This window comes from Achromobacter maghribensis (assembly GCF_057334215.1).
Genome location: NZ_JBHFII010000061.1, coordinates 684,142 through 687,111, shown reverse-complemented (window position 1 = coordinate 687,111; position 2,970 = coordinate 684,142). Strand labels below are relative to the sequence as shown.

The window sequence follows — 2,970 nt, the reverse complement described above, 5'->3', positions numbered from 1 at the left end:
CCATGCTGCCGGGGCTTTTTTATGCGCGTCGCCAGATGCCGCTGACGCAAAGGCGCATGACGACGCCGGCGCCCATGAAAAAGGCCCCCTTTCGGGGGCCTTCCGCATCAAACCGGCGCCGAAGCGCCGATCCGCCGCGATTACATCTTGTCCTTCAGGACGCTCAGCAGACGCTGCGCGGTGGCGCTGTTGTCGCGGGTGCCCGTGGAATCCAGCACCGTCACCGTCGTCTGGTCGCCGGTGGCGGCCAGGTGAATACGGTATTGCGGCGCCTCGGCCTTCTTGTCGCCCGAGAACATGCGGCCGAAGAAGCCCGGTTGCTCGTTCTTTTCGCCGGTGTCGGTGTCGACATAGCGCACGAAGTAGTCACCTGCGGAGCGGTCGCGGTCGTCCACGGCGAAGCCGCCGCCGTCCAGCGCCACGCCGACACGGCGCCATGCACGGTCAAACGATTCAGCCACCAGCAACGACGCGCCCTGCGTGCGGACATCTTCCTGCACGGCCGGCTTCTGCGGCGAGGCTTCCGCCTGCTGCACCAGCTTGCGGGCGCTGTCCACGTCCGAACCCAGGTAGACCATCATGCGGGCGAGCATCGCGGCGTTCAGGCCAGGATCTTCCTTGCCGTTCTGCCACTGCACCTGGCCGCCGTCGGAACCCACACGCTTTTCCAGCATCTGGCGATGGCTGACATAGACTTCGGTGTGGCCGTTGACGCGTTCGACGCGCGTGCGGAATTTCTCGCGTTCGCCGCTATCCCAAGCCGATTCCAGCACCGCGCCCAACGCCTGGCGCAGCCAGCTTTCCGGGATCTTGGCGCGGTTTTCCGCCCAGTCGGTTTCGATCAGGCCAGCGCTGGGATTGTTGCTGGCCACGGTGAACCCGTTTTCAGTCCAGAAGTCGACCAGACGCGGGAACACGTCTTCGGGAGCACGGTCCACGACCAGCCAGCGCAGGTCGCCGTCACGCTCAACACGCATGTCCTGGCGGCCAGGCAACACGTTGCTGGTCTTGGGGGCCGTGGCTTGCGCCTGACCCTGCTGCTGGAACTGCGAGTACGTCGTCGAGCCCGAAGCGGGCGCGCGATAACGCGGATCGCTGTTGGCCTGAGTCAAATCCGGCGGGATGCTCAGAGGCTCTCCACGCTGGGTGACGGCGCTCTTGTAGTTGACGGATTCTTCATTGCCCAGGAATTGGTTGACCTCGCTGCAGCCGGCCAACAACACCAGAGACATCAATGCCGACAAACCGGCATGACGTTTGTTCATACGTATCCTCACGATATTTAGAGCAGACCCGTTTCCTGGAGCGCGCGACGCACGACTTCGTGGTGCTGCGAGCCCAGTTCAACCAGCGGAAGCCGGTAGCCCAGTGCGCTACGGCCCATTTCGGCCAACGCCCACTTGACGGGGATGGGATTGGCTTCAACAAACAAAGCCTTGTTCAGACGCGCCAGGAAGGCATTAAGTTCACGGACCTTCGGCACGTCGCCCGCCAACGCCGCGGCGCACAGGTCGCGCATGAGCTTGGGCGCCACGTTGGCGGTCACGGAAATGTTGCCGCGCGCGCCCAGCAGGATCAGGGCGGCGGCGGTGGGATCATCGCCGCTGAAAACCTGGAAGCTTGCCGGCGCTTCGCGCAGCAACAGGCCGCCGCGGGCGATATCGCCAGTGGCGTCCTTGATGCCGATGATGCCGGGCACCTGCGCCAGGCGCAGGACCGTCTCGTTGCTCATGTCGGCAACGGTGCGGCCCGGCACGTTGTACAGGATGGTCGGCAGATCGACCGTTTCCGCGATCGTGCGGAAGTGGCGATACAGGCCCTCTTGCGACGGCTTGTTGTAATAGGGAACGACCGACAGGCCGGCCTGCGCGCCAACAGCCTTGGCGTGTCGCGTCAGGTGGATGGCTTCGTCGGTGGAGTTGGCGCCCACGCCAGCAATGACCGGAATGCGGCCGGCGGCGTGTTCCACCGCAACGCGGATCAGTTCCGCGTGCTCTTCCATGGAGACCGTGGGCGACTCCCCGGTGGTGCCCACCACCACCAGCGCGTCGGTTCCTTCCTGGACGTGCCAGTCGATCAATGACCGGTAGGCAGCGTAATCCAGGCTGCCGTCGGGCTGCATGGGAGTGACCAGGGCCACCAAGCTGCCCTGGAAATTAACGCCTGCGGCGGTTGCAGGGGATGCCATAAATGTAGGGCTCCAACGCCCCGTGGCAGGATGCCCCAGGGCCAGAATCAATGAAACCGCTGAGTTTAACGGAATTTGGCCGGAATCCTACAGAAACCACTGGACGATAGTCGTTCCAAATTCGTACACCGGACGCATCAGAAGCCAAAGCACGTCGGTGACCAAAAGGACGATGACGATCATCAGGCCATACGGCTCGATTTTCGAGTATTGCCACGCCAGGCGGTTTGGCAGCAGGCTGAACAGGATACGTCCCCCATCCAACGGCAAAATCGGCAGCAGGTTCAGCGCCATCAGCACCAGGTTGATATTCACCCCGGCCACGCCCATCTGGAACCAGAACGACTCCTGCATGCCGGATTCCAACATCAGGCGCAGCGAAAACGCCCACAGGATCGCCATCAGCAGGTTCGCGGCCGGCCCGGCCAGCGCCACCCACAGCATGTCGCGCTTGGGGCGGCGCAAGCGTCCGAAATCCACCGGTACGGGCTTGGCCCACCCGAACAGCATGCCCGGGCTGCCCAGCAGCTTGGATGCCAGCAGGATGACCACCGGCACCAGCAAGGTGCCGACAGGGTCGATATGGCGCGCCGGGTTCAGGCTGACGCGGCCGGCCTCGTAAGCCGTCGGGTCGCCGAACATCCGCGCGACATAGCCGTGGGCCGCCTCGTGCAGGGTGATAGCGAAGATGACCGGTATCGCGTAGACCGCAATGGTTTGGATGATGTCGTTCATGGCGAGCCGGATTGTAGATGAGCCGCGGGGGGGGGGGGGGGGGGGGG

The 2,970-nt window shown here is 64.1% G+C and carries 3 protein-coding genes; all 3 read right to left on the bottom strand.

From position 1 onward, the window contains the following. Positions 1 to 140 precede the first annotated feature (140 nt). The 3 genes from bamC to ACE039_RS29235 all read right to left on the bottom strand — a co-directional run bounded on the left by bamC (position 141) and on the right by ACE039_RS29235 (position 2,923). Positions 141 to 1,265, bottom strand: coding sequence for an outer membrane protein assembly factor BamC (gene bamC / locus ACE039_RS29245; RefSeq protein WP_448711560.1), 1,125 nt, complete (start codon positions 1,263 to 1,265; stop codon positions 141 to 143). 17 nt (positions 1,266 to 1,282) lie between these two features. Then, a complete protein-coding gene (dapA, locus tag ACE039_RS29240) occupies positions 1,283 to 2,188 on the bottom strand; it encodes a 4-hydroxy-tetrahydrodipicolinate synthase (protein WP_448711562.1) in 906 nt (301 codons plus the stop codon). Positions 2,189 to 2,275: 87 nt separating this feature from the next. Continuing rightward, on the bottom strand, positions 2,276 to 2,923 hold the full coding sequence (locus tag ACE039_RS29235) for a site-2 protease family protein (RefSeq protein WP_448711673.1): 648 nt from the start codon (positions 2,921 to 2,923) through the stop codon (positions 2,276 to 2,278). Positions 2,924 to 2,970 lie beyond the last annotated feature (47 nt).

Coding starts and splice junctions, on each gene's coding strand:
- ACE039_RS29235 (WP_448711673.1), bottom strand. CDS start 2,923: ATGAACGACATCATCCAAACCATTGCGGTCTACGCGATACCGGTCATC.
- dapA (WP_448711562.1), bottom strand. CDS start 2,188: ATGGCATCCCCTGCAACCGCCGCAGGCGTTAATTTCCAGGGCAGCTTG.
- bamC (WP_448711560.1), bottom strand. CDS start 1,265: ATGAACAAACGTCATGCCGGTTTGTCGGCATTGATGTCTCTGGTGTTG.